Source organism: Limnohabitans sp. 2KL-1 (genome assembly GCF_003063435.1).
Classification (GTDB): domain Bacteria; phylum Pseudomonadota; class Gammaproteobacteria; order Burkholderiales; family Burkholderiaceae_C; genus Limnohabitans_A.
Genome location: NZ_NESL01000005.1, coordinates 102,178 through 127,734 on the forward strand (window position 1 = coordinate 102,178; position 25,557 = coordinate 127,734).

Annotated in this window: 24 protein-coding genes and 4 riboswitches; of the genes, 14 read left to right on the plus strand and 10 right to left on the minus strand. The window is 61.3% G+C overall.

Annotated features, from left to right (window positions below; translation table 11 throughout):
- Positions 1-48 precede the first annotated feature (48 nt).
- Positions 49-645, plus strand: a complete 597-nt coding sequence (locus tag B9Z47_RS12390) for a peroxidase-related enzyme (protein WP_108331552.1) — start codon at positions 49-51, stop codon at positions 643-645.
- 10 nt (positions 646-655) lie between these two features.
- Here B9Z47_RS12390 and B9Z47_RS12395 read toward each other — a convergent pair whose 3' ends face one another.
- Positions 656-1,342, minus strand: coding sequence for a TetR/AcrR family transcriptional regulator (locus B9Z47_RS12395; RefSeq protein WP_233253788.1), 687 nt, complete (start codon positions 1,340-1,342; stop codon positions 656-658).
- Between the two features lie 100 nt (positions 1,343-1,442).
- On the opposite strand from B9Z47_RS12395, the gene B9Z47_RS12400 reads away from it, so the two are divergent.
- Positions 1,443-2,339 (plus strand): metal-dependent hydrolase, encoded by an 897-nt coding sequence (locus tag B9Z47_RS12400; protein WP_108331553.1) that lies wholly within the window; start codon positions 1,443-1,445, stop codon positions 2,337-2,339.
- A 6-nt stretch (positions 2,340-2,345) separates the two neighbouring features.
- On the opposite strand, the gene B9Z47_RS12405 is transcribed toward B9Z47_RS12400, so the two are convergent.
- Both B9Z47_RS12405 and B9Z47_RS12410 read right to left on the minus strand, forming a co-directional pair.
- Positions 2,346-2,768 (minus strand): thioesterase family protein, encoded by a 423-nt coding sequence (locus tag B9Z47_RS12405; protein WP_108331554.1) that lies wholly within the window; start codon positions 2,766-2,768, stop codon positions 2,346-2,348.
- A 10-nt stretch (positions 2,769-2,778) separates the two neighbouring features.
- The gene (locus tag B9Z47_RS12410; RefSeq protein ID WP_108331555.1) at positions 2,779-3,561 is read right to left on the minus strand and encodes an SDR family oxidoreductase; all 783 of its coding nucleotides are present in this window, start codon (positions 3,559-3,561) and stop codon (positions 2,779-2,781) included.
- Positions 3,562-3,729: 168 nt separating this feature from the next.
- Here B9Z47_RS12410 and B9Z47_RS12415 point away from each other — a divergent pair, with 168 nt between their 5' ends.
- The 9 genes from B9Z47_RS12415 to B9Z47_RS12455 all read left to right on the plus strand — a co-directional run bounded on the left by B9Z47_RS12415 (position 3,730) and on the right by B9Z47_RS12455 (position 15,588).
- Positions 3,730-5,421, plus strand: a complete 1,692-nt coding sequence (locus B9Z47_RS12415; protein ID WP_108331556.1) for an electron transfer flavoprotein-ubiquinone oxidoreductase — start codon at positions 3,730-3,732, stop codon at positions 5,419-5,421.
- A 239-nt stretch (positions 5,422-5,660) separates the two neighbouring features.
- Positions 5,661-6,632, plus strand: coding sequence for a TRAP transporter substrate-binding protein (locus B9Z47_RS12420; RefSeq protein ID WP_108331557.1), 972 nt, complete (start codon positions 5,661-5,663; stop codon positions 6,630-6,632).
- Positions 6,633-6,706: 74 nt separating this feature from the next.
- Entirely contained in the window at positions 6,707-7,201 is a 495-nt protein-coding gene (locus tag B9Z47_RS12425) for a TRAP transporter small permease (protein ID WP_108331558.1), read from the plus strand.
- Complete coding sequence (locus B9Z47_RS12430) at positions 7,198-8,475, plus strand: TRAP transporter large permease (RefSeq protein ID WP_108331559.1); 1,278 nt, start codon at positions 7,198-7,200, stop codon at positions 8,473-8,475. Before B9Z47_RS12425 ends, B9Z47_RS12430 begins: the two co-directional genes overlap by 4 nt.
- A gap of 9 nt (positions 8,476-8,484) precedes the next feature.
- Positions 8,485-8,602, plus strand: a riboswitch (glycine riboswitch).
- Between the two features lie 11 nt (positions 8,603-8,613).
- A riboswitch (glycine riboswitch) is annotated at positions 8,614-8,746 on the plus strand.
- Between the two features lie 9 nt (positions 8,747-8,755).
- The gene (gene gcvT, locus B9Z47_RS12435; protein ID WP_199226396.1) at positions 8,756-9,940 is read left to right on the plus strand and encodes a glycine cleavage system aminomethyltransferase GcvT; all 1,185 of its coding nucleotides are present in this window, start codon (positions 8,756-8,758) and stop codon (positions 9,938-9,940) included.
- Between the two features lie 102 nt (positions 9,941-10,042).
- A complete protein-coding gene (gcvH, locus tag B9Z47_RS12440; protein ID WP_108331560.1) occupies positions 10,043-10,408 on the plus strand; it encodes a glycine cleavage system protein GcvH in 366 nt (121 codons plus the stop codon).
- A 186-nt stretch (positions 10,409-10,594) separates the two neighbouring features.
- Positions 10,595-13,510: an aminomethyl-transferring glycine dehydrogenase gene (gcvP, locus tag B9Z47_RS12445; RefSeq protein WP_108331561.1), complete on the plus strand. Its 2,916-nt coding sequence runs from the start codon at positions 10,595-10,597 to the stop codon at positions 13,508-13,510.
- 56 nt (positions 13,511-13,566) lie between these two features.
- Positions 13,567-13,669: riboswitch (glycine riboswitch) on the plus strand.
- A 10-nt stretch (positions 13,670-13,679) separates the two neighbouring features.
- Positions 13,680-13,781: riboswitch (glycine riboswitch) on the plus strand.
- A gap of 62 nt (positions 13,782-13,843) precedes the next feature.
- Positions 13,844-15,103 carry a D-amino acid dehydrogenase gene (locus B9Z47_RS12450; protein WP_108331562.1) on the plus strand — a complete coding sequence of 420 codons (1,260 nt, stop codon included), beginning with the start codon at positions 13,844-13,846 and terminating at the stop codon, positions 15,101-15,103.
- A 2-nt stretch (positions 15,104-15,105) separates the two neighbouring features.
- A complete protein-coding gene (locus B9Z47_RS12455) occupies positions 15,106-15,588 on the plus strand; it encodes a GNAT family N-acetyltransferase (protein WP_108331563.1) in 483 nt (160 codons plus the stop codon).
- A gap of 56 nt (positions 15,589-15,644) precedes the next feature.
- Here the strand turns inward: B9Z47_RS12455 and B9Z47_RS12460 are convergent, their stop codons facing one another.
- Positions 15,645-16,619, minus strand: coding sequence for a nuclear transport factor 2 family protein (locus tag B9Z47_RS12460; RefSeq protein WP_158271677.1), 975 nt, complete (start codon positions 16,617-16,619; stop codon positions 15,645-15,647).
- Positions 16,620-16,938: 319 nt separating this feature from the next.
- A complete protein-coding gene (locus B9Z47_RS12465) occupies positions 16,939-18,108 on the minus strand; it encodes a hypothetical protein (protein WP_108331565.1) in 1,170 nt (389 codons plus the stop codon).
- A gap of 141 nt (positions 18,109-18,249) precedes the next feature.
- On the opposite strand from B9Z47_RS12465, the gene B9Z47_RS12470 reads away from it, so the two are divergent.
- Complete coding sequence (locus tag B9Z47_RS12470) at positions 18,250-20,175, plus strand: radical SAM protein (RefSeq protein WP_108331566.1); 1,926 nt, start codon at positions 18,250-18,252, stop codon at positions 20,173-20,175.
- Between the two features lie 248 nt (positions 20,176-20,423).
- On the opposite strand, the gene B9Z47_RS12475 is transcribed toward B9Z47_RS12470, so the two are convergent.
- On the minus strand, positions 20,424-21,053 hold the full coding sequence (locus B9Z47_RS12475; RefSeq protein WP_108331567.1) for a LysE family translocator: 630 nt from the start codon (positions 21,051-21,053) through the stop codon (positions 20,424-20,426).
- A gap of 139 nt (positions 21,054-21,192) precedes the next feature.
- Between B9Z47_RS12475 and B9Z47_RS12480 the strand changes: the two genes are divergently transcribed.
- Positions 21,193-22,974 (plus strand): ATP-binding protein, encoded by a 1,782-nt coding sequence (locus B9Z47_RS12480; RefSeq protein ID WP_108331568.1) that lies wholly within the window; start codon positions 21,193-21,195, stop codon positions 22,972-22,974.
- A gap of 12 nt (positions 22,975-22,986) precedes the next feature.
- Positions 22,987-23,415: a hypothetical protein gene (locus B9Z47_RS12485; protein WP_146185798.1), complete on the plus strand. Its 429-nt coding sequence runs from the start codon at positions 22,987-22,989 to the stop codon at positions 23,413-23,415.
- Positions 23,416-23,473: 58 nt separating this feature from the next.
- Here the strand turns inward: B9Z47_RS12485 and B9Z47_RS12490 are convergent, their stop codons facing one another.
- The 4 genes from B9Z47_RS12490 to B9Z47_RS12500 are packed head-to-tail and all read right to left on the minus strand — an operon-like array spanning position 23,474 to position 25,548.
- The gene (locus tag B9Z47_RS12490; RefSeq protein WP_369912220.1) at positions 23,474-24,172 is read right to left on the minus strand and encodes an SDR family NAD(P)-dependent oxidoreductase; all 699 of its coding nucleotides are present in this window, start codon (positions 24,170-24,172) and stop codon (positions 23,474-23,476) included.
- Positions 24,169-24,738 carry an SUMF1/EgtB/PvdO family nonheme iron enzyme gene (locus B9Z47_RS12495; RefSeq protein WP_233253789.1) on the minus strand — a complete coding sequence of 190 codons (570 nt, stop codon included), beginning with the start codon at positions 24,736-24,738 and terminating at the stop codon, positions 24,169-24,171. Before B9Z47_RS12495 ends, B9Z47_RS12490 begins: the two co-directional genes overlap by 4 nt.
- Positions 24,683-24,883, minus strand: a complete 201-nt coding sequence (locus B9Z47_RS18985; protein ID WP_233253790.1) for a hypothetical protein — start codon at positions 24,881-24,883, stop codon at positions 24,683-24,685. The genes B9Z47_RS12495 and B9Z47_RS18985 overlap by 56 nt, the downstream gene beginning before the upstream one ends.
- A 56-nt stretch (positions 24,884-24,939) precedes the next feature.
- Entirely contained in the window at positions 24,940-25,548 is a 609-nt protein-coding gene (locus B9Z47_RS12500; RefSeq protein WP_108331570.1) for a histidine phosphatase family protein, read from the minus strand.
- Positions 25,549-25,557: the final 9 nt, after the last annotated feature.

Sequence of the window (25,557 nt, forward strand, 5' to 3'; positions counted from 1 at the left end):
CCTACATGGATGCCCGCCTTCGCGGGCAAGACGCAACCAAGGACCCGCATGAGCCCCCGCTACCCTGCCCCTGAAATCAATGACTTGCCAGACGACATCAAAGCCAAAGTGCTGGAGGTACAAGAAAAAGCCGGTTTTGTGCCGAATGTGTTTTTGGCCTTTGCCCGCCGGCCGGCCGAGTGGCGTGCGTTTTTTGCATACCACGATGCCCTGATGGTGCCCGAGTCGGTGGGGCGTGAAAGTGGCCTGACCAAGGGCGAGCGCGAGATGATCGTGACCACCACCAGCGCGGCCAACCACTGCCTGTACTGCGTGGTGGCGCATGGCGCCATCCTGCGCATTTACGAGAAAAAGCCGCTGGTGGCCGATCAAGTGGCCATCAACCACCGTAAGGCCGACATCAGCCCGCGCCAGCGCGCCATGCTCGACTTCGCGATGAAGGTCTGCCAGCACTCTGATCAAGTGGAAGACGCCGACTTTGCCGCCCTGCACGCCCACGGCTTCAACGACGAAGACATCTGGGACATCGCGGCCATCACCGCCTTCTTTGGCCTGAGTAACCGCATGGCCAGCTTCAGCGGCATGATGCCCAATCCCGAGTTTTACCTGATGGGCCGTGCGCCCAAGGCCAAACCAGCGCCCTGACGACCCGATGTCAAGCCCGGCCTGCCCGGGCGTCAGATTCGGCTCTGGCCAGCAAGGCCCAAGCCATTTGGGTCAGTGTGTCTTCGAACGCAGGGCTGCCAAGCAAAGGTGATTTTTCCAAGCTGGCGCTGCGCAGCGTGCCAATCACCGAACGGGTCAACACAAACATTTGGGCTGTGCTGGGCGTTTGCAGCGCCGGGTGAGCGATGCGTTCAAAAAACACGGCCAACCGGTCGGCCACCTGGCGCACAGCGTTGGCGGTTTCGTCTGGTTTTTCCAGCGTCCAGCCCAGGCGGATCAGGGTTTGGCTCAAGCCTTTGCCTTTGGCAAAACCCTGCAGCAGGATGTGGATGGCTTTGCCCAGCAACTCGCGGCCATCCATTTGCTGCACATCGGCGCGGGTTTCCAACTCGCTCAGGTAGCCCTCCAGTTGTTGCAGAACCAAAGCTTGCCCGCGTGCGGCCATGGCACGCACCAGCACCTCTTTGCTCGGAAAGTATTGGTACAGCGTGCCAATCGAAAAACCGGCCGCTGCAGCCACCTTGTTGGTGGTCAAACCGCCCTCGCCTTCCTTGTCCAAAATCTGAGCAGCGGCTTTGAACAAGGTCTGCATGGTTTGCTGCGCCCTCGCCTGCGAAGGCTGACGACGCAGGCTGGACGGGGCTTGCGGCTTGCCGGCGGGTTTGGAAGAGGGCATGAACGACCTTGGGAAAAATGTGAGCAGATAGCGAGTTGCAAGGTCTTTGCAAAACCTGAACAATGCTCATATTCTGACCCATCTGCCGAAAAGACACACCATGAGCCCCCACCCTGCCGCCCCGACCGAGTTGACTGTGCGCCGTTTGAGTGTGGACTTGAGCCAAGGCTTTTCACGCCACTGGAACGGCGGCGATGCATTTTTGACCGCTTACGCCAATGCCTTGTCCATGAGCTTTCCGGTGGGGGAGCAGTCCTTCATCGATGCGGTCAAGGCAGGTGCCAAACACCTTCCCGACACGCCGGAAAACGCCGAGCTCAAGCAGATTGCCAAAGGCTTCATCGGCCAGGAGGCGACACACCGCCACCTGCACAGCCTGTACAACGCCCACCTGGAAAAGCAGGGCCTGGTGAACCATTGGGGCCCACGCGCCGAGCGACGCCTGCAAAAAGGACGCGAGGAGTTCTTCAGCAAAAGCGCCAAAGGCCACCTGCACGAACTGGCCATCACCGCTGCGTTTGAACACTACACCTCGATTTTTGGCGACCTGACACTGGAGCGCATCGACCAGCCCGGTGACTGGTTTGCCGGGGCCGAAGAACCTCTCAAGACCTTGTGGCGCTGGCACTCGGCCGAAGAGTCCGAGCACAAATGCGTGGCCTTTGACATTTACCAACGCCTGGGCGGCAACCACACCTGGCGCATGCGCTGGTTCTGGTACGTGACGGTGCAGTTCAGCACCGACGTGTTCCGCCAGACGGTCAACAACCTCTGGCATGACAAGACGCTGTTCAAGCCCTCGACCTGGTGGTCGGCGTCCAAATTTTTGTTTGGTCGCCACGGCATGGTCTGGCGCGTGGCCAAGCCCATCTGGGCCTACACCCGCCGCGACTTTCACCCCATGCAGGTGGGCAGCCCTACCCTGTCGCAAGACTGGCTGCAAAACCACGCCGACCAGTGGCGTGCGGTGGGCACCCCAGCACAATCCGCCGCATAAAAAACCTCAGTCGCTGACCAAGGCCCGCACCCAGTCGGGCAGTGTCACGGCTTTTTGCTTGGGGAAATCCACCCAGATGGTGGTTGCGCCGCCTGCGGCAAACACCACGCCAGGCTGGTCGGTGCGCTCCAGCGTGCACCAGCTTTCAAACGTCGTGCGGCCCGGATCGCTCACATACATCTTGGCCAGGATGTCACCCGGGTATTCAAACTGTTTGTAAAAGTTGCAAAACGCGTTCGCGATCACCGGCCCCTCACCTTGCGGGTTCGGCACAAAGCCGATCTTGTCGAACCAGTCGATGCGGGTGGTCTCCAGATAGCGGAAGTACACCGTGTTGTTGACGTGGCCCATGGCGTCCATGTCGCCCCAGCGGATGGGGATGACCAGTTCATTCACCAGATTCTTGCGCTCAGGCAGTTCCAGTTTCATGGCTTGCCCCTCACACCGCAAAGCCGTCGTCGGCCGAGACCACCGCGCCATTGATGAAGTGGCTCTGGTCACTGGCCAGCAGCATCAGCAAGGCATCCAGGTCTTGCGGCTGGCCCACGCGTTTGCGCGGCAGCATGCTGATGAGCTTTTGGCCCTGCTCGGTCTGCCAGTGGTGGTGGTTGATTTCGGTGTCGATGTAGCCGGGGCAAATCGCGTTCACGTTGATGCCAAAACGCCCCCACTCCACCGCAAAAGCCTTGGTCATCTGGATCACAGCGGCTTTGCTCATGCAGTACACGCCGATCTGCGGCAACACCTTCAGGCCCGCCATCGACGCGATGTTGATGATGCGCCCGCCCGTGAAACTGCCCGGCGCTGCGCCTTTGGCCCGCGCCAGCATGCGCTTGCCCACCTCTTGCGCCACAAAAAATGCGCCGCGCACATTGGTGTTCATGATGAAGTCGTAATCTTCTTCGGTCACGTCCTGGATGCGCTGGGTGGTGCTCACGCCCGAGTTGTTCACCAAAATGTCGATGCTGCCCATCTCGGTTTCGGCGTGAGCCACAGCCGCCGCAATGCTGTGGCGGTCGGTCACGTCCATCTCGACCACATGGGCGTCACCGCCTGCGGCTTCGATCTCGGCCCGCAGGCCCTTGAGCTTTTCAATCCGGCGGCTGGCCAACACCACGCCGGCACCGGCGGCAGCCAGGGTTTTGGCAAATTGCGCGCCCAGGCCGCCTGATGCGCCGGTGACCAGGGCCACGCGGCCCGACAAATCGATTTCATAAGCCATGACAAATCCTTCCAGGGGTTTCGCGTCCGTTGCTACAAACGGCTAATGCCATTAACGGCTGACGCCATTGTGCGGGGGAACAGCCCCCAAGATGCATAAAATGAGTCACACGCCCGACAAGCCGTGCGCCCGGGCACCGCATCCGCAACTATCCTCAAAGAGACTGTCATGAGCCCCGAAGAAATCCTCAGCACCTACGGCCCCCGCGAATCCATGCCCTACGACGTGGTCGTGGTCGGTGGCGGCCCCGCTGGCCTGTCCACGGCCATCCGCCTCAAACAACTGGCCGCTGAAAAAGGCACCGACGTATCGGTCGTCGTGCTGGAAAAAGGCGGCGAGCCCGGCGCCCACATCCTGAGCGGCGCCATCATGGACCCCAAGGCCCTGACCGAACTCTTCCCCGACTGGAAAGAACGCGGTGCCCCCCTCAACCAGCCCGTGACCGATGACGCCTGGAGCTTTTTGAGCGAGACCGGCGCGACCCGCACCCCCGGCATCTTCTTGCCCGAGTGCGCCCAAAACCACGGCAACTACATCATCAGCCTGAGCAATTTCACCCGCTGGCTTGGCCAGCAGGCTGAAAACCTGGGCGTGGAAATCTTCCCCGGCTTCACCGCCGCCGAAGTGCTCTACAACGAAGATGGCAGCGTCAAAGGCGTGGCCACCGGCAATATGGGCATCGGCAAAGACGGCGAGCCGACCGAGAACTTCCAGCTCGGCATGGAGCTGCACGGCAAATACACCGTGTTCGCCGAAGGCGCACGCGGCCATCTGGGCAAGCAGTTGATCGCCAAGTACAAGTTGGACGAAGGCCGCGATCCGCAGACCTATGGCATCGGCATCAAGGAAGTCTGGGAAATCGACCCCTCACGCCACACCCCCGGTTTTGTGATGCACACCGCCGGCTGGCCCATGAACAACGACACCTACGGCGGCGCTTTCATGTACCACATGGAAGACAACAAGATCGCCATTGGCTACGTGGTGGGTCTGGACTACGCCAACCCCTGGCTCAGCCCGTTTGAAGAGTTCCAGCGCTGGAAAACCCACAACAACATCCAGTGGTACTTCACCAACGACCAAGGCGAAGTCAATGCCAAGCGCATCGGCTACGGTGCCCGTGCCATCACCGCAGGCGGCCTGATGAGCCTGCCCAAGACCGTGTTCCCGGGCGGCGCACTGGTCGGTTGTGACGCCGGTTATCTGAACGTGAGCCGCATCAAGGGCAGCCACGCCGCCATCAAGACCGGCATGCTGGCCGCTGAAGCTGCCTACGACGCGGTGGTGGCAGGTCGCCAACACGACGAGCTGAGCGCCTACCCCGAGGCCTTCGAAGCCAGCTGGCTGCACACCGAGCTGAACAAGTCGCGCAACTTCAAGAGCTGGTTCAAAAAGGGCCTCACGGTCGCCACGCTGATGAACGGCTTTGAGCAGTTTGTGCTGCGCGGCCACATTCCGTGGACGCTGCGCCGCGACAAGGCCGACCACACTTACCTCAAGCCTGCGGCCGAGTGCGAGAAGATCGAGTACCCGAAACCGGACGGCAAGCTGACCTTTGATCGCCTGTCCAGCGTGTTCATCAGCAACACCAACCACGAAGAAAACCAGCCTGCCCACCTGACGCTCAAAGACGCTTCGGTGCCCGTGGGCATCAACCTGGCCAAGTACGCAGGCCCCGAATCGCGCTACTGTCCAGCTGGGGTATACGAGTTCGTCAAGAACGAAGACAACAGCGACCGATTGCAGATCAACGCGCAAAACTGCGTGCACTGCAAGACCTGCGACATCAAGGACCCGACGCAAAACATCGTCTGGGTCACGCCCGAAGGCGGTGGTGGACCGAACTACACGGGCATGTAAGTCCTGTGCATACACTTTGAGAGGCCCTGCAGGGCCTCTTTTTTTGGGTGCAAGCATCGGCTGTGCTGTGCAAGACCACTTTCGCGGCGAGGGCACCCCTCCCACACAGCGTCACCAAGGTATCACCACCCCCGCGAAAACCCGTAGTCGAACCCGCTTGCGAGCACCCCATAATGAAACTTGTATGACAAGTTGATCCGCAACCTGTTGTCGTCCATTGATCCACGAGGAGCTTTCGAATGAAATTGAGCAAACTGATGTTGGGCCTGAGTTTGGCCATCGGTGTCCTGGCCACAGCCTCTGCGCAAGTCACCATGCGCAACAGCATCTCTGTCGGCCAGAACTCCCACCAGGGTGAAGCCATTGACACTTTGGCCAAAGAAGTTGAAAAGCGCACCAACGGTCGCATCAAGATCCAGAACTTCTACTCCGGTTCCTTGGGCGGCGAGCGCGAGTCCATCGAATCCGTGCAACTGGGTACCCAAGAACTGGCCACCACATCCACCGGCCCTGTGCCCAACTTTGTGCCCGAGTCGCGCATCCTGGACGTGCCCTTCTTGTTCCGTGACAAAGCACACGCTCGCGCCGTGCTGGACGGCCCCATTGGCCAAGAGTTGCTGACCAAGTTCGACGCCAAAGGCTTCAAGGCTTTGGCTTGGGGTGAAAACGGCGTGCGCCACATGACCAACAGCAAGCGTGCGGTGAATGAGCCGGGCGATCTGAAGGGCCTGAAGATGCGCACCATGGAAAACCCGGTGCACGTCGCGGCCTATAAGAGCTTGGGCATTGTGACCACCCCCATGGCGTTCCCTGAAGTGTTCACCGCTTTGCAACAAGGCACTGTGGACGGTCAAGAAAACCCACTGTCGGTGATCATGGCATCCAACTTTGACCAAGTGCAAAAGCACCTGACACTCACAGGCCACGTTTATTCGCCCGTGGTGATCCTGATGAACAAGGGTTCATTCGACAAACTCAGCGCTGCCGACAAGCAAATCTTCCTCGACTCGGCCAAAGAAGCTGTCAAAGCCAACCGTGCACGCGTGGACAAAGACGATGCCAACGGCGTGGCTGAGCTGCGTAAAAAAGGCATGAACATCATCGAGAACGTGGACAAGTCCAAGTTCTTGGCCACCATGGGCCCCGCCATGGCGGAGTTTGAAAAGCAATTCGGCAAAGCCAACTTGGACCGCATCCGCAACTTCAAGTGATTTGAAGCTCATGAAAGCGCCCGCTCAATCCTGGATTGGCGGGCGCTTTTTGATTTTGTCGTGAAGGATTTTTTATGCGCTCGCTCTATCTGAGCATTGAAAAGTGGACCACCGCTTTTTCCATGCTTGTAGCCTGCTTGATGTTGGCCTTGGCGGCCTGTTTGGGCATGCTGCAAATTTTCACCCGCTTCGTGCTGGAAGTTCCTGTTGAATGGACCGAGGTCCTTATCCGGTTCAGCTTGATCTGGATGGTGTTCATGGGCATCCCCATGGCTTTTCGTCAAGGCGCGATGGTCAGCGTGGACGTGCTGTACCGCTGGAGCGGCCCACGCATGAAAAAAATCCTGGACACTGCCGTGGCTTTGGCCGCACTCACCTTGGTGTGCATCATCATTTGGTGGGGCTGGGACTACGCCAACCGCGGCAAGGTCCAGTCCATGATTGGCTTGGAAGATGTGTCCATGTTTTGGGCTTACATGGCTTTGCCAGTGGGTGCGTGTTTCAGCGTGATCAGCATCATCGGCAATTGGCTCGATCCCCAGCGCCTTGAATTGGAGACCGCACAATGAGCGTCGTCATGCTTTGCACCATGGTGCTGTGCTTTGCACTCACCATCTCGGTGGCTGTTTCTATCGGTTTGTCGGCCATCGTCGGCATTCAAATCGGCAACGCCAACATGCTCATCTCCGTCAAGGAGATGTTCAATTCGATCAACAAGTTCCCGCTGGCCGCCATCCCTTTCTTTATCTTGGCGGGCAACATCATGGAAACGGGCGGCATCTCGCGCCGCCTGGTGGAGTTTGCCAAGAGCATTGTGGGCGGCGTACAAGGCGGCTTGCCCATGACCTGCGTGCTGACCTGCATGATTTTTGCTGCCGTCTCGGGCTCGTCGGTGGCCACCACGTTTGCCATCGGCACCATCTTGATCCCCGCGCTCATCAAGCACGGCTACCCCACCACCTATGCGGCTTCTTTGCAAGCCACATCGGCCGAGTTGGGCGTGATCATCCCGCCTTCGATTCCCATGATCTTGTACGGCGTCAGTGCCGAAGTCTCTATTGGCGAATTGTTCATTGCCGGTTTTGGACCTGGTCTCTTCATCGGCGCGGCCTTGATGTTCTGGGTCTGGGTGTATTGCAAATACAAGGGCTGGGGCAAAAACGACGGCGAAGGACGTCTGAGCTTTGGCAAGGCCTCTTGGCAAGCCGGTTGGGCGCTGATGATGCCCGTGATCATTTTGGGTGGCATCTACGGCGGGGTGTTCACCCCCACCGAAGCGTCTGCTGTCGCTGTGTTTTACGCCTTGATCGTTGGCACCTTGATTTACCGCGAGATCAAGCTGAAAGACCTGGCCGTGATCATGCGCAAATCGGTGTTGTCGAGCGCGGTGATCATGTTCATCATTGCCAACGCAGGTTTGTTCGCCTTCCTGATCACGCGTGCTGGCGTGCCTGAAGCGATTGGTCACTGGCTGCAAGATGTGCTCAAGTCGCCTGCCTACTTCCTGTTGGGTGTGAATGCGGCTTTGTTCCTGATCGGCATGTTCATTGAAACCAGCGCCGCCATCATCGTGTTGGCGCCCATCCTGGCCCCGGTGGCGGTGCACTTTGGCATCGACCCGGTTCACTTTGGCCTGATCATGGTGGTCAATCTGGCGCTGGGCATGATCACACCGCCTTTCGGTGTGAACCTGTTCGCGGCCTGTACGGTAGCGCGCATATCGCTCGATCGGATGATCAAGGATTTGATCCCCTTCGTGCTGGTGATTCTGGTCTGTCTGATGGTGGTGAGCTATGTGCCTGCCCTGTCGCTGACCTTGCGGGATCTGGTGTACGCCAAATAAAGCTAGAATCCACCCCTGTCAGGAGAGCGCCTGACTTGTCTTCCCTTGTGAAACAAGTCAGGCCGCCGAAGGCGCAGGCGGTTTGAAAAACTGCTGAACGCTCAGGCAAAAGGACTGACAAAACGCTTTTCATCAAGGCGTTACCTCACTGGAGAGAGGTGCCGGGCCATCGGGCCACGGCATCCACCGAAGGAGCAACCCGCAGAACTTTTGGCTTTTGGGCTGAATGGTCCCGGCGAATCTCTCAGGTAAAGCGGACAGCGAGGGCAAGCGCCACAGCATGTGCTGTGGTTTTTCATTGCCCTTGGAGATCTGTGTGACCGCTGCTGCCGACTTGCTCACCACCCCTTTGAACGCCCTGCACATCGAGCTGGGCGCCCGCATGGTGCCTTTTGCGGGCTACAGCATGCCGGTGCAATACCAAGGACCCGGAATGGGCCTGGTCGCCGAGCACCACCACACCCGCAACGCCGCTGGCCTGTTCGACGTCTCGCACATGGGCCAGTTGTGCCTGAGCGGGCCGGATGCCGCTGCCGCCTTTGAAAGCCTGATGCCGGTGGACGTGATGGGGCTGGGCGTGAACAAACAGCGCTACGGCCTGCTGCTCAATGACGAGGGCGGCATCATCGACGACCTGATGTTCGTGAACCGCGATGTGGCCAACGGGGGTGACATTTTTGTGATCGTCAACGGCGCTTGCAAGCACGGCGATCTGGCCCACATCCAAGAGCGCATCGGCCGCCGCTGCACCATCACGCCGCAATTTGACCGCGCCTTGCTGGCCCTGCAAGGTCCGCAGGCGGTGACCGCCTTGCAGCGCCTGTTGCCCGGCGTTGAAAAATTGGTGTTCATGACCGGCATGCCTGCCACATGGAACGGCGCTGACCTGTACGTGACCCGCAGCGGCTATACCGGTGAAGACGGTTTTGAAATCTCCCTGCCCGCCCACGCGGCCGATGCCTTTGCTCGTGCCCTGCTGGCCCAGCCCGAAGTCAAGCCGATCGGTCTGGGGGCGCGCAACTCGCTGCGCCTGGAAGCCGGTTTATGCCTGTACGGCAACGACATCGACACCACCACCACCCCGGTCGAAGCGGGCCTGAACTGGGCCATGCAAAAGGTGCGCCGCACAGGTGGCGCGCGTGCAGGCGGCTTCCCCGGTGCCGCCAAAATCCTGGCCCAGCTCGACGGCGCAAGCCCGGCGCAGCGCTTGCGCGTGGGCCTGGTGGCCCTGGAGCGCGTGCCGGTGCGCGAGCATGTGGATCTGCACAACGACGCAGGCCAGAAAGTGGGCGAAGTCACCAGCGGCCTGCTCGCCCCCACGGCCGATCAGCCTGTGGCGCTGGCCTATGTGCAGGCAGAATACGCGCCAGCAGGCACACGCCTGAACGCCATTGTGCGCGGCAAAGCCGTGCCCATGACCGTCAGCGCCCTGCCCTTCGTACCCAACCGCTATCACCGCGGTTGAAGTTAATCGGGGTCAGATCCCAATTAAATCTCCATGCCTTCACCAGACAAACAATTGGGATCTGACCCCGATTGAATACCCCAACACACAAGGAGCCCCCTCATGATCAAGTACACCGAAGACCACGAATGGTTGCAAATTGACGGTGACACCGCCGTCGTCGGCATCACCCACCACGCACAAGACGCACTGGGCGATGTGGTGTTTGTGGACCTGCCCGAAGTCGGCAAGTCTTTTGCAGCCAAAGAGGTTGCTGGCGTGGTCGAGTCGGTCAAGGCCGCCGCCGACGTTTACATGCCCGTGGACGGCGAGATCACCGAGGTGAACGAAGAACTGCGCGGCGACCCCTCGCTGGCCAACACCGACCCCCTGGGCAAAGGCTGGTTCTTCAAGGTCAAGCTGTCCAACCCCGCACAGGCCGAGGCCCTGCTGGACGAGACGGCTTACAACAAGTTCTCGGCGGGCTGAATGAACTTTTGAGTGTTTTGTCACCCCGGATGGGGTTCGGGGTCCATGGATGCCCGATCCAGTCGGGCATGACAAAACACCACACAGCACCCTCACCCCACAACCCGAACAGAACACACAAATATCCAGAGCCTTGGGCAAGTGGCATGCCGTGCCGCTTGCCGAATGTTTTAAACGGAGCCACACATGCTGATGTCCACCCTCAAGCCCTTGGGCGAACTCGAAAATCCGTCCGAATTCATCGCCCGCCACATTGGCATCAGCGACGCCGACGAGCAGCACATGCTGAGCGTGATCGGCGAGGCCTCGCGCCGCGCCCTGATCGAGTCCATCGTGCCCCGCAGCATCGCCCGCGCCCAGGCCATGCAGCTGCCCGCCCCGGTGACCGAGGCTGCCGCGCTGGCCGAACTCAAAGCCATGGCGCAGCAAAACCAGTTGTTCAAGAGTTTCATCGGCCAAGGCTATTACGGCACCCACACGCCCGGCGTGATCCTGCGCAACATCCTGGAAAACCCCGCCTGGTACACCGCCTACACGCCCTACCAGGCCGAGATTTCACAGGGCCGCATGGAAGCGCTGGTCAACTTCCAGACCATGGTGTGTGACCTGACCGGCATGCCGATCGCCAACGCCTCCATGCTCGACGAAGCCACCGCAGCGGCCGAAGCCATGACGCTGGCCAAGCGCTCGGTCAAGGCCAAGGGCAACGTGTTCATCGTGAGCGGCGACTGCCACCCGCAGACCATCGAAGTCATCCAGACCCGCGCCGCGCCACTGGGCATCACCGTCAAGCTCGTGCGCTCGGGCGACGAATGGCAAGCGGCCATTGCACAAGACGATTACTTTGCCGCCCTCAACCAGTACCCGGGCAGCAGCGGCTGGCTGGCCGACTGGCAACTCAGCGCCGACCTGATCCACAGCAAGCAGGCCGCCTTCATCCTGGCCGCCGACCTGATGGCGCTGGTGCTGCTCAAGTCGCCGGGCGAAATGGGGGCCGACATCGTGGTGGGCACCACCCAACGTTTTGGCATGCCCATGGGCGCAGGCGGTCCACACGCGGCCTTCATGGCCTGCCGCGACGAATACAAGCGCTCGCTGCCCGGCCGCCTGGTCGGCGTGAGCGTGGACGTGCACGGCAAACCCGCCTACCGCCTGGCCCTGCAAACCCGCGAGCAGCACATCCGCCGCGAAAAAGCCACCAGCAACATCTGCACCGCGCAGGTGCTGCCCGCTGTGGTCGCCAGCATGTACGCGGTCTACCACGGCCCTGCGGGCCTGACCCGCATCGCCCGCCGCATTGCGAGCTACACCGCCGTGCTGGCCGAAGGCCTGAAAGCCTTGGGCGCGTCCTTGCTGCACGGCACGGCTTTTGACACCCTCACGGTGGACTGCGGCAGTGCACAAGCGGCCGACGCCCTGCACGCCCAAGCGGTGGCCCAGCAGCTCAACCTGCGCCGCTACAGCGGGGGGCGCGCCGGTTTTGTGGGCATCAGCCTGGACGAGACCACCACGCGCGAAGACATCGCGACGCTCTGGGCGCTGTTCGCCCAAGACGGCCAGAAACTGCCCTCGTTCGAGCAGTTCGAAAAAGGCATCGCCCCGCTGATTCCCGAGTCGCTGCGCCGCACCAGCGCCTTCCTCACGCACCCGGTGTTCAACCGCTACCACTCCGAGACCGGCATGCTGCGCTACATCCGCCAGCTGTCTGACAAGGACCTGGCACTCGACCGCAGCATGATCCCGCTGGGCAGCTGCACCATGAAGCTCAACGCCACCAGCGAGATGATCCCTATCACCTGGCCCGAGTTTGCGGGCGTCCACCCCTTTGCCCCTGCCGGGCAATTGAAGGGCTATGCCCTGCTGGACCAGCAGCTGCGCGACTGGCTGTGCCAGGCCACGGGTTACAAAGGCATCAGCCTGCAGCCCAACGCGGGCAGCCAGGGCGAATACGCGGGTCTCTTGGTCATCCAGGCCTACCACCGTGCCCAAGGCCAGGGCCACCGCCACATCTGCCTGATCCCGTCGAGTGCCCATGGCACCAACCCCGCCAGCGCCCAGATGGTGGGCATGACCGTGGTGGTCACCAAGTGTGACGAGAACGGCAACGTGGACATGGACGACCTGCGCGCCAAGTGCGAGCAGCACAGCACCAACCTGGCCGCCGTGATGATCACCTACCCCAGCACACACGGCGTGTTCGAGACGCAGGTCAAGCAGCTCTGCGAGCTGGTGCACCAGCATGGCGGGCGCGTGTATGTGGACGGCGCCAACATGAACGCCCTGGTGGGCGTGGCCGCACCGGGCGAGTTTGGCGGCGATGTGAGCCACCTGAACCTGCACAAGACCTTCTGCATCCCGCACGGCGGCGGCGGCCCGGGCGTTGGCCCCGTCTGCGTGGTCGAAGACCTGGTGCCTTATCTGCCGGGCCACGCCACGGGCGGTGTACCGGTCAATGGCGTGGGTGCTGTGTCGGCCGCGCCACTGGGCAATGCTGCCGTGCTGCCCATCAGCTGGATGTACTGCCGCATGATGGGTGCCGAAGGCCTGAAGCACGCCACCGAGTCGGCGATTTTGGCGGCCAACTACATCAGCAAGCGCTTGGCCCCGCACTACCCTACGCTCTACGCCAGTGACAACGGCCATGTGGCCCACGAATGCATCCTGGACCTGCGCCACTTCAAGGACACTTGCGGCGTGATGGCCGAAGACGTGGCCAAGCGCCTGATGGACTACGGCTTCCACGCGCCCACGCTGAGCTTCCCAGTGGCCAACACGCTGATGGTCGAGCCCACCGAGAGCGAGACGCTGGAAGAGATTGACCGCTTCATCGACGCGATGATCGCCATCCGCGAAGAGATCCGTCAGGTGGAAAACGGCACTTGGCCGCAAGACAACAACCCGCTGAAAAACGCGCCACACACGGCGGACAGCGTGATGTCCAGCGAATGGACCCGCCCCTACAGCCGCGAAGTCGGTGCGGCTCTTGCCCAGCGCGTGCCCGGCAGCGTGAAATATTGGCCCCAGGTGGGCCGGGTCGACAACGTCTACGGTGACCGCAACCTGTTTTGCAGCTGCATCCCGGTGAGCGACTACGCGGCCTGATCGCGCATTTCGCTGAACAATCATTCACTCAAAAGAGGACAGATCACCTGAAATCCAAGCCCGCATCGGGAGAGCCTGCCCCGCCTTCACAGGATCAGGGCAGCGCCGAAGGAGCAACCACCCCGGAAACTCTCAGGCACCCAGGACCGATGCAGGCAGACACATCCGTGTCAAAAACTCTGAAGAGCGTCCCAGGTTCGTCACCCGGGACCACCGCAGGAGCAAGCCTCATACGAGGTGAATCTCTCAGGTTTCAAACAGAGGGGGTCATGCCGCGCACATCCGGTGCGCAGCGTGTCCATCCGTTTGAGACGTTGAAACGAGAGAAGCTTCATGAAAAAACACATCGTCATCATTGGTGGCGGCATCACCGGCGTCACCTCCGCCTACGCCCTGGCCCAACAAGGCATCCAGGTCACCCTGATCGAGAAAAACCGCTACCCCGGCATGGAAACGTCGTATGCCAACGGCGGGCAGTTGTCGGCCTCCAACGCCGAAGTCTGGACCCACCCGTCCACGATCATCAAAGGCCTCAAGTGGATGCTCAAGAGCGATGCGCCGCTCTTGATGAACCCCGCCCCCACTTGGCACAAACTCAGCTGGATGGCCGAGTTCGTGGCCGCTATTCCCAAATACAAAGACAACACCATCGCCACGGCCCGGCTGGCCATTGAATCGCGCGAGCACCACTTTGCCTGGGCCAAGGCCGAAGGCATCGACTTTGACCACAAGCGCGAAGGCATCCTGCACATCTACCGCGACAAAAAAGGCTTTGACCACGCGGGCGAAGTCTCCAAGCTGCTGGCCCAAGGCGGCCTGCCCCGCCGAGCCGTCACCCCCAACGAAATGAAAGCCATCGAGCCGACCCTGCAAGGCCAGTATTACGGCGGCTACTTCACCGAGAGCGACTCCACGGGTGACATCCACAAGTTCACCTTCGGCCTGGCCAAGGCCTGCGAGCGCCTGGGCGTGAAGATCCTGACCGAGCACCAGGTGCTGAATGTCGCCTCGAACGGCCAAACCGCCACCGTGCAAGTGCAGCACGCGGGCCAAACCGAGACCCTGAGCTTTGACGGCATCGTGATTTGCGCGGGCGTGCATGGCCGCCGCTTGGCGGCGCAGCTGGGCGATCGCCTGAACATTTACCCCGTCAAGGGCTACTCGATCACCGTCGGCCTGAACGACGCCGCCAGCCAGACCGCTGCGCCGCAGGTCAGCCTGCTCGATGACGAAACCAAACTGGTGACCAGTCGCCTGGGCGCAGACCGCTTCCGCGTCGCGGGCACGGCCGAGTTCAACGGCATCGACCTGGACATCCGCGCCGACCGCATCAAGCCGCTGGTCAACTGGGTCAACGAATGCTTCCCCGGTGTGGACACCCGCCGCGTCGAGCCATGGGCCGGTCTGCGCCCCATGATGCCCAACATGCTGCCGCGCGTGGGCGCAGGCAAAAAAGCCAATGTGTTCTACAACACCGGCCACGGCCACCTGGGCTGGACCCTCAGCGCCATCACCGCGCACCAGCTGGCCGGGCATGTGATGGCTGGCATGAAGGACAATGTGCGCTCCTTCATGACCCCCGCCACCGCCTGACCATGCCGCTTCACATCCTGCCCGTCGATTACCAAAACCCGGCCCACCGCCAAGCCCTGGTGATGCTGCTGGACGCCTACGCCCAAGACCCCATGGGCGGGGGCGAAGCGCTGGCGCAGGATGTGAAAGATCGCTTGTGCGATGACCTGGCCCGGCGCACCGACACGGCCAGCTTCATCGCCTGGCTGGACGACACGCCCGTGGGATTGGTCAACTGCATTGAGGGCTATTCGACCTTCAAGGCCAGGCCGCTGATGAACATCCACGACATCGCCGTGCTGCCGGGGCATCGGGGCCAAGGTGTGGGCCAGGCTTTGCTGGCGGCCGCGCAGCAACATGCGATCGACCGTGGTTGCTGCAAGCTGACATTGGAGGTGCTGACGGGCAATGCCCGGGCACTCACAAGTTATCTGGGTTTTGGGTTTGAGCCCTATGCGCTGGACCCTGCAGCGGGCCAGGCCAGCTTCATGCAAAAGTGGCTGTGAGCCGCTGTTGAGCAATCGCGGCCCCCACCAGGCCGCAAAATGGCCCAGCCAAGCCGTCAGCCCGTGGTTTCGCGCGTGATCTGCCAGCGGCCATCGCGCTGGACCCAATGGAGGGTTTTCAGATCCGTCATTTTCATCCGCTCATCTTCGTAGATTTGCGTGAACGTCACGACTGCGGTGGCCCCATCGACTTTGACGGTCACATCACGGATGTCATGGCTGATTTTCTTCTTGCCCATGATGCGCGTGGTGCGCATCTTCTCCCACGCAGATCGGCTCTGGCCCTGTGGCGTGGCAAAGTTTTCGGCATACATGCCCAAATAGGCCGGCATGTTCTGCTGACGCCAAGCCAAGCTCCATTGGTCCAACGCCGCACGCAGGGCCGGCGTTGGTTCGCCTGCCGATGCAGCGCCCGATTTCAAGGACTGAGCAGATGCGGTCACGGCCCCTTCGAGCGGGGCTGACACCGCCTTGGCGGGCTGAACGGACGGACTGGCGGCGGACATGGCCGATGGGGCTGAAAGCCCCCCGGCGGGACCCGCCAAGGCAAGCGAAGTGGGTGTGCTTTGAGGCGCTGCTGGAAGGCCCGTGACGATCACAGTACCGGGCGGCTCGATGGGCGGGGTCCAGACCACCGCCAGATCATCGCTTTTTGCCGTCCATTGAGACCACTGCACCGACACCAGCACCAAAGCCACACTCCACCACAGAGGGTGGCGAAACAGCCATGAACGCTCATCGACCAAACTGCTCGGGCGCAAAGCGGTCACCCGGGGCACGCTTTGAAGGTCAGGTTGAATCAGGGGGATTGCCGGCAGCGACTGCACGCCCGAACCCGCGAGCAACGCGTTGGGCAAACGGTGACGGACCCGACTCAACCAAGCTTGTGCTTGCCGCCCCATGAGCCGCAGCATGTCAAGTCCCGAGGCACGGTGCTCATTCAGTCCAGCCAGGTGCACTGCCTTGCGCCACACGCCACTGTGCACCCCACCAAGCTGACGCGCACGGGTGAACCCGAAATCAACGGCCAAGCGATTGGATTGGAAATGTCTAGCAAACATGGCTTCTGAACTGATTTTTGTTTTCAATATATTCGATTTTTATATTTTATACCCAACAATCTCATTTTAAAAGATTTTATTCAACAAATACACAAAAAACATCACACAGAATGCATTTGCACTGCCAAAGCTGTCAAATACTGGCGTTTTATTTGCCCAAAAAAGTGGCGATGGGGGGAGTGTTGGGCTCGTAAATGCCGCCGCCCACAAAGGCTGGGCGCATGGCACGCCAAGCCCATACCCCCCAGGCAGAGAGCCCGGCACGGGGGATCAATTCAGACGCGGGGCGTCAGGCGTGCTGTTCTTTGGCCGATTGCCACTGGGCCTTGAGCCAGCGCTTGAGTTCGGCCTCGTTCTGGATACGGCGCACATCGTCGGCCAGGCTGTCTGCGGTGTGGCGCTGGTCGGCCTGAGCACGCTGCAGCGACTGGCTCAGGGCCGCCTCCTCGGCATCGGCCCGCACCGGCACACACAGTTCACGGCTCAGGCGTCTTTCCAGTTGGTCCAGGTCGTCTTCGAGCGCAGCCACCTGTTCCTTGAGCAACAAAGACATGGCGATCAGTTTGTCGTCGGCCATGCGTGCGGTGCCGGCCTTGTTTAGAGGGTTGGCCTGCGTCACCTGCATTTGCAGGCGCAGCAAAGTGGTCAGGTCGTTTTTTTCATAAGCGGCATTGACCTCGCTCATCAAGCCCGTCTTGCGCAAACGCTCTTGTTCGTCGGGTTCGCGGTCCGGGTGCAAGGCGCTGGCCAGTTGCCGAAAAATCGTGCGGATGGCGCTTTTGGCATCGGCTTCGCGCCCCATTGCGGGGGGTACTTCGCCGTTTTCGGCCGCAGCGCTTTTCTTTTGCGCTTGTTTTTGCGCTTTTCGGGCCGCACGCTTGGCGGCCTTGCGCTCTTCGTTGGCCTCTTGCTGGCGTTGCCACTGGCGCATGCCGGCGGCCATCATCTCGTCGGGCGTCTGGTACTGGCCGGGTTTTTCAAGGGGCTGGCCCAAAGCTTCTTCGATGCGTTCGCGCAAGCGCTGCGCCGCCTCGGCCTGTTCTTCGGCCGCTTCCTGGGTGTCCTCCTCGCTCACGTACACATCGGCCAGCGCCTGCACTTGCGGGTCGGCCGTGGCGGCCAGTTGCTCGATCAGGCTGCGCAATTTGCCGCGGGCCATGCGTTGCTGCTGAACCGTGAGGTCTGCCGTCTGCAGGCGTTCATGCACAAACAGCAGCAGGCTTTTGCGGTGCGCCTGCGCTTGCTGCACCGCCTCGCGCAAAGCCTGGATGTGGGCGTAACGGTGCTTGTCTGACCAAACTTCCAAGCGTTGAATCTGGCCCGAGAGCACCTCAATCCGGGCCAACAGTTCATTGAAACGCTGCTGGGCGGGGGTGAGTTTGGCTTGCGCGTCAGGCTGCAGCATCAAGGCGGAAAAAGAAAGCGCTGCGTTTGGGGGCGTTTCGGTCAAGGGGGTCATCTGAAAAAAAGTCGATCGGGCATGGGCATCTGGGGCAGCGGGATGTTAACGCCCCTGTGCGCGGTGACCCCTGCGACGAAATGCAGGTGGGTGCTGCGCCCGTTGATAATCCACCTCACCGTTTCGTAACCCGCCCGCCTGATGCCCAGCCCCGCCCCCTTCAAAGTCCTGAGCCTCATCCCGCCGATGACGCAGCTCAACACGCCCTACCCGTCCACGGCCTACCTGACGGGTTTTTTGCGTTCGCGGGGTTTCGATGCGGTGCAAGAAGACTTGGCACTGGCCACGGTGCTGGCCTTGCTGAACAAAAAGGGGCTGACCGAATTGCGCGATGCGGCGCTGGCTTTACCGGTTGAAGACCGCTCGGGCCCGGTGAATTTTTTCCTCGACCACTTCAACGATTACGCCGTCAGCATCGACCCGGTCATCGCCTTCTTGCAAGGCCGCGACAGCACGCTGAGCCACCGCATCGCAGGCCGGGGCTTTTTGCCCGAAGGCCCGCGCTTTTCGGCACTCGACGCTTATGAGGACGACGGCACAGGCGACCCGATCGGTTGGGCCTTTGGCGCCTTGGGCCAGACCGACCGTGCCCGTCACTTGGCCACGCTGTACCTGAACGATTTGGCCGATGTGTTGCGCGACGCCGTCGATGAAGGTTTTGAGTTTGTGCGCTACGCCGAGCGCCTGGCCGCCAGCCAACCCAGCTTTGACGCGCTGGCCGAAGCTTTGGCCCAGCCGCCCAATCTGATCGACACCACGCTGGAGCGGCTGGCCTTACAGGCCATAGAACGCCACCAGCCGCAGCTGGTGCTGCTGTCCGTGCCCTTCCCTGGTTCGGTCTATGCAGCCTTTCGCATCGCCCAATGCATCAAGCGCTCGCACCCGCACATCAGCATCGGCCTGGGCGGCGGCTTTGTGAACACCGAGCTGCGTGAGCTGAAAGACGCCCGCGTATTCGACCATGTGGATTTCGTGACGCTGGACGGTGGCGAGCGACCGCTGCTGAGCCTGATCGAGCACCTGCAAGGCCAGCGCAGCGCGCAGCGCCTGCAGCGCACCTTTTTGCGCAACGACGCAGGCCAGGTGCAGTACATCAACCTGCAAGAGACCGACATCGCCTTTGAAGACGTGGGCACACCCACCTGGGATGGCCTGCCGCTGCACAAATACCTGTCTTTGCTGGACATGCTCAACCCCATGAACCGGCTGTGGAGCGACGGGCGCTGGAACAAACTCACCGTGGCGCACGGCTGCTACTGGAAGAAATGCAGTTTTTGCGACGTGAGCCTGGACTACATCAGCCGCTACGAAACCGCGCAGGCCAGCACGCTGGTGGACCGCATCGAGCAGATCGTGGCCGAAACGGGCCAGACCGGCTTTCACTTTGTGGACGAAGCCGCGCCACCCAAAGCCCTGAAAGCCTTGGCCGAGGAGCTGCTGCGCCGGGGCGTGCAAATTTCGTGGTGGGGCAACATCCGCTTTGAGAAAACCTTCACCCCCGAGCTGTGCGAGTTGCTGGCCCAAAGCGGCTGCATCGCCATGTCGGGCGGACTCGAGGTCGCGTCTGACCGTTTGCTGAGCCTCATGAAAAAAGGCGTCTCGGTCGAACAGGTGGCGCAAGTCACCAAGGGCTTTGCCGATGCGGGTGTGCTGGTGCACGCCTACCTGATGTACGGTTTTCCGACGCAAACCGTGCAAGACACCGTGGACGCGCTCGAATATGTGCGCCAGCTGTTTGAAAACGGCTGCATCCACAGCGGCTTTTTCCACCGCTTTGTCTGCACCGTTCACTCGCCTGTGGGCCTGAATCCCGACGCTTACGGCGTGACCCTGCTGCCGCTGCCCGAAGGCACGTTTGCCAAAAACGATGTGGGCTTTGTCGACCCGACCCGCATGCCCCCGGGCGTGGACCACGACCTGCTGGGCCAGGGCCTGAAAAAAGCCATTTACAACTTCATGCATGGGGTTGGCGTGGAGGCCGATGTGCGCCAGTGGTTTGAACTGCCCAAAGGCCAGTGCCCCAAAACCACTGTGCCGCGCCACAAGATCGCCAAAGCGCTGGGCTGAACGGGCTTGCATCGGTCGGCGGCTTCAGCCCCGACATGTTTTGTGGTCTGTCAGTATTTGTCGGAGCTGAAGCTCCGACCTACGGGGAAACCGCCTGGATGCAAATCCAAACACTGCTTAAATATCAGGCACATCCCGCCAACCCAACAGGCATGCGGGTCTCAGGGCTTGTTCATGGGCTTATCCACAGCTTGGCGCACAGTTGCCGGGGGTAAACCCCCAATGCACGAGCCCGCACACACATTCGCTCAGCGGCTGGCTGCCATCAAAGCGGCAAAACCAACAAAAACGCCACCCGTCACCCGGTTGAAATTTTTCAGCACATGGCTTTGCTGCAAATAACGCGAGAGCTTGTGGCCGCTGAGCGCGTAAATCAGGTACCAACTCACCTCGATCACGGTGAAGGTGCCCAGCAAGATGCCAAACTGGGGCAGCGCAGGCCACTCGGGCTGGATGAACTGCGGGAAGAACGCCGCCGAAAACACAATGGCTTTGGGGTTGCTGGCCGCCACAGCCAGGCCCTGTCGGTAAAAAGACCCGCCGCTGCGTTCGGGCAAAGACTGCACGCTGGCCCCCTCTTCAGCCGAACCGGACAAACCCGCCCTCCACAGCTTGTAGCCCAGGTAGGCCAGATAAGCCGCCCCCAGATAACGCAAGGCATCAAACACCGCCGGAAAGCTGTGCAACAAGGCCCCCAAACCGGCCGCCGAAATGCTCATCATGCACAGCAAAGCCGTCATGCAGCCCGCCATGGTCATGACGGCGGCGCGCAGACCAAAACGTGCACCGTGGCTCATCACCAACAGCATGTTGGGCCCCGGCGTGGCCGACACCACAAAAGTCATGACCACAAAAATCCACCACGCCTGCAAACCCATGGAACCGCCTTGATGTTTGTTTTTTGAAAATGAGGGTCGATTGTGCCGCAGCGCACACGCGGGCAAGCAGCAGGCCGCCAGATGGACATTCATGGGTGGAAATCAACTGATTTGAGTTATTTGGTGTTAAAAACAAACCATGAAATCAAGTTTTTTCAGCGCCAGCACACCGCTTGCCATGTGGCTGACCCGATTGCCACGTTGGCTGGGTCCGTCTTTTCAAGGCGAACGGGAATGGCTGTTTTTTTCATTCCTGGCCATTTTGGGCATCGGGTACGCCGCGTTCGCGCTGGTGGCCATGGGTCTGGGTTTTGGCGACGGGGTGGTGGTCAATGGCCTGGGCATTGTGGCCATCTTGGTGCTGGGCGGTCTGCGCCTGGCCCGCTGCAGGCTCAACCCCTTGATCTCCGCCCTGCAAGTCGTGACGCTGACACAAGCTTTTTGCATCACATGGCAAACGGGCGGCATTTATTCGGCCACCATCAGCTGGCTGGCGCTGGCCCCACTGCCCGCACTGCTGCTGGACAGCCACCGTGCACGACTCGCAGGTATGGCGCTGGGCTGGCTGTTGATCCTGGGTCTTTACGGCTATGCCTTGTTGGGCGGCGAAATGGACTTGCAAATCTTGCCCCAAAACCTGATCCACTGGCACCTGATGATCGCGCTGGTGATTTTTGGCATGCAACTGGCATTGCTGCAACGTGTGAGCATGGCGCGCCAACAACGCCTGCAAGGCATGCAACAACACCGCCGCAAACTGCGCCAAATTCACAAGCAACTGCAACAGACACAACAACAAAAGGACCTGTTTGTGGCCTCGGTCAGCCACGAGTTGCGCACCCCCATGAACGCGATCATGGGACTGGCCGACCTGATCCACCACGACAAGGGGCTGAGCCCTGATGTGCGCTCGAAAATTGAAGACATCCAGACCTCTGGCGAACACCTGCTGACCATCATCAACGACTTGCTGGACCACGCCCAAATGGAGGCAGGCCGCTTGCATGTGGTCAAGGAAGCCTTCCAGCTGCATGACACCCTCAAAATCGGTTTCCAGCTGCTCAAAAGGCGGGCCGAAACCAAACCCTTGAGCTACAGCCTGCGCATTGACCAGGATGTGCCACCCTGGATTTTGGGCGACAGCCACCGACTCACCCAGGTGCTGGTGAACTTGCTGGGCAATGCCCTCAAATTCACAGCCCAAGGCGAGATCGAATTGCACTGCGCTTTGCAAACGGGGGACAACAGCGCCGCACCCAGCCTGCGTCTGTCCGTGCGAGACACCGGCATCGGCATCCCGACAGAGTTGCAACACCGGGTGTTTCAAAGTTTTTCTCAAGTTGACAGCTCCATTGCCAGCCGCTTTGGGGGCAACGGCCTGGGCTTGTCGATCACACGGGGTCTGGTCGAGGCCATGGGTGGCGTCATCGGCTTTGAAAGCCAAGTGGGCGTGGGCAGCACCTTTCACGTCACGCTGCCGTGCACGGTTTGCCTGCCGCCGGAAAACACACGCACGGTGGAAGAAGAAGCCAACTGCGAAAAAGCCCTGCGCATCCTGATCGCCGATGACAACCCGATGAACCGCCAGATCGCCTCATTGCAACTGCGGCGGCACTTTCCGCAGGCCCAGATCACGGGGGTGGACAACGGTCTGAAAGCCTTTGAGGCTGTGCGCGATGGCGAACGGTTTGACGTCGTGCTGATGGACCTGCTGATGCCCGAGATGGACGGCCAAAGTGCGACCCGAAAAATCCGCAACGATCTGCCCGAACCCCAGCGCTCGACGCCGGTGATCGCGCTCACGGCCAACGCCGACAAACAGGAATGGGCGCGCTGCATCGAAGCGGGCATGAACGAATGCATGCTCAAACCCTTCAACCGCCTGTTGCTGGTCAAACGGGTGCTCTCTTACGTGGTCTGAGGCCCTTTCCCCATGACATCTCCCCCTTTCACCCTGCCTCGGCTCGCTTTGGCCAGCGCGCTGCTTTTGTGCGGCCCCCATGCCACCTGGGCCGCCCCGCCGAACCTGGCTGAAGAATTGACGCTGCCGAAAATGTGCGACATCGACACCAGCGCACCAGAACCGCGCGCGGCACCCGCAGAAGACTGCTTCGAATTCGGCGCGTCGGTGGGCGAACTGGGGCTGAACTGGCGCAAGAAATTACCCCAGCATGTGCGCTGGCTTGCCCGAAAAGACGCGCTCAGCCTGTGCCAATTGGCTCAATCGGAGCTGGGCAAACTGGTGGACAGCCGGGTGCCCGATGGTTGCGTATTTTTGGCACCGGCCGTCTGCACCATCGTCACCGCGGGCCACATCGCCCCCGTTTCGTTGAGCAACGCTGTGCGCTACTGCGTGCCCTGACGCCCCATCTCCTGCATCCAACAAGCGCACCGTGGTCCCGGCCTTCTCGCTGTCCGGCTCACCAGACGATGGCTTGTCCCTGGTGGTCCACAAACTGAGCGCGCCCACTGGGCTGCAAGGCATTGAGCACCGTCAAAAGCCGCTTGGCCGCGTCATCTGGGCGCAAAGCATCGCTGCCCACAAACGGCTGGCTCAAAGCCGATTGCACCGTGCCCGGCTGCAAGGCCGCCACCACCGCCAGCGGCCTGCGGCGGGCCACCTCGATCGCTGCGGTTTGCAGCAGCATGTTGAGTGCGGCTTTGGCGGCGCGGTAGCCGTACCAGCCGCCTTTGCGGTTGTCTTCGATGCTGCCCACCCGCGCCGACAGCTTGCCCCAAATCACCCGCTGCCCCGAGGCGAGCAAAGGCACGAAGTGTTTGAGCAAGAGACCTGGGCCCACCGCGTTCAGATGCAAGGTGTTGAGCAGATGTGTGGCGTCCAGTTCGTCCAGCCGCTTTTCCGGGCCGCGTCCGTTCACCGTGAGCCCGCCTGTGGCGTCCAGCACCAGATGAAAAGGCCCCAGTGCCGCGAGCGCCTGCGCACAGAACTGGATGCTGGGCTCGCTCAGCAGGTCCAATCCTGGCGTGCTTTGGCGCGACACGCCCACCACCCGTGCGCAACGCGGATCGCTTTGCAGCTGCTGCTGCAAAGCGCTGCCAATCGCCCCGCTGGCACCGATCACCACAGCGCGGTAGCCCTCGGGCAAGGAGTCCATCATGGGGCCGCCTTGCTGGCAGGCGTCAAGACACTCGGCGGCTGGCGCTCGTACACGCAGCGAAAGCCGATGTAGACCGCGTAAAAATCGGCTGGCTTGTAGGCCTGCACATCGGCCTTCATCTGGAATGCGCCGTACCACCACGACCCGCCCACCGTGCGCCGTTCGTTGCCACGGGCGTCGGTCGTCCACTCCCAAACATTGGCACCCATGTCGTACAGGCCATTCACGCCCTGGCGGGTGGCCCCTGCAGGCGCTGCGCGCGGCCAAGGATCGGGGTCACTGGTGTTGGCACCTTGCTTGCTGTCGCCCGTGCTCCAGGGGTAAGTTCGTCCCTTGACCCAGGGTGCTGGTGGCGCATCGCGCAGCTCGGTAAAACCAGCCTTTTGCCATTCGGCCCCCGTGGGCAATCGCCCTGCGGCCCAGTGGCAGTAGGCTTGCGCCTCGGCAAAGTCCAGGTGCACGGCTGGCAAATCCATGCGGGCGGGTACGCCATCGGATCGACCGTCGGGATCACGCCAGGACCAACCAGGGGCGGCGTTCCCAACCTGCGCCGTACTCGAAGCCACCCCCTTCTTTTTCGGCCCGGGTCACGGTGCCCGTGGCCTGTACATAGCGAGCGAACTGGCCAATGGTGACTTCGGTGCGGTCGATGGCCCAATGGCCCAACGACACTTTGTCGCCCACCTGGGCCGTGGCCAAGGTGCTCAGCACCGGCCAAACAGCTGCACAGGCAACCCGCGAAAAAGATAAGCCAAGCCGACAACGCGTCATGGCATGCGCCCCCGCGCCAGCAATCGCCCATGGAGATCGACCAAAAAGCCTTCGCCCAATCCAGGATAGGCGTCGGTCAGCGCCGTCATGTTGACCTGATGGGTGACCCACACCTCGCGCCGGCCTGCGGGCATGTTTTGCAAGCGCTCACGCATGGCGCGCTCCTGTGCACCGGCGTCGCCTTGTCCGGCAAATGTGGAGTTGAGCGGAGACCAGTCCTCGAATGCCCCAAAAGCCAAACGGGCGGTGTCCTGACAGCGGCACCACTGGCTGCTGAGCACCGCGTCAGGCTGCAGCCGCTGGGTACGCATCCACGCCCCTAACTGGCGCGATTCCTGCCGGCCTTGGTCGCTGAGGTTGCGCTGGGTTGAACATTGGCCCAACACAAAGCCAGGAGGATCGCCGACGCCCGCTACAGTGGCAGCATGGCGGATCATCAACACGCCGCCTTCACGCCGCCAAATTTGCGCCAAAGCCTCGGCCCCTTTTGCCTGGGCTCCTTTTGCCACCCCTTTGGCGACCACGGGGTCGGCTGCGCCAGATGGCAACGCGCCCAGCGAACCCACCGCCGCAACAGCGCCTTGAAGAAAATCACGACGGTTCATGGACAAGCC